Raw genomic sequence first — 731 nt, forward strand, 5'->3', positions numbered from 1 at the left:
AATGCTTGTTACTAGCTCGCCAACGCTTTTCGCAAGTTACTACGTCCTTCATCGCCTCTGACTGCCAAGGCATCCACCGTATACGCTTAGTCACTTAACCATACAACCCAAATAAGTTTCTTAAAGAAACAAACTGTTGTCAGAGCGGGTAGCCCTAACAGCTGTATCGTAACTAGCTGGTTTATTACATAATTTGCATCTCTTKCGAGTACACAAATTCGCCTTAGTTTTTAGAATATTCAAGACACTTAATAAAGTGTTTTGAGAACTCAATGTATTATTAGAAAAGGATTAATTTCCCAATAATACGATTTGTAATTAATACAACGACAGACATCATCGTATTAAATACTATCAGCTTTCCAAATTGTTAAAGAACAATGCTAACCGGCTTGCGGCGCATTTCGCTCAACTTCCGAAGAAGTTAACAAGCAATCTGTGTGAACACTCAACAAACATTAAGTTAGTCGTATAGGTAAGGAGGTGATCCAGCCCCAGGTTCCCCTAGGGCTACCTTGTTACGACTTCACCCCAGTCATGAACCACACCGTGGTAAACGTCCTCCCGAAGGTTAGACTATCTACTTCTGGTGCAGCCCACTCCCATGGTGTGACGGGCGGTGTGTACAAGGCCCGGGAACGTATTCACCGTAGCATTCTGATCTACGATTACTAGCGATTCCGACTTCATGGAGTCGAGTTGCAGACTCCAATCCGGACTACGACGTACTT

General features: G+C 43.2%; 2 rRNA genes. Both read right to left on the minus strand.

The features are described from left to right. Nucleotides 1-100 (minus strand): 23S ribosomal RNA (locus BM739_RS19920); the annotation flags it as partial. 376 nt (nt 101-476) lie between these two features. After that, nucleotides 477-731 (minus strand): 16S ribosomal RNA (locus BM739_RS19925); the annotation flags it as partial.

This window comes from Shewanella sp. UCD-KL21 (assembly GCF_001957135.1).
Lineage (GTDB): Bacteria > Pseudomonadota > Gammaproteobacteria > Enterobacterales > Shewanellaceae > Shewanella.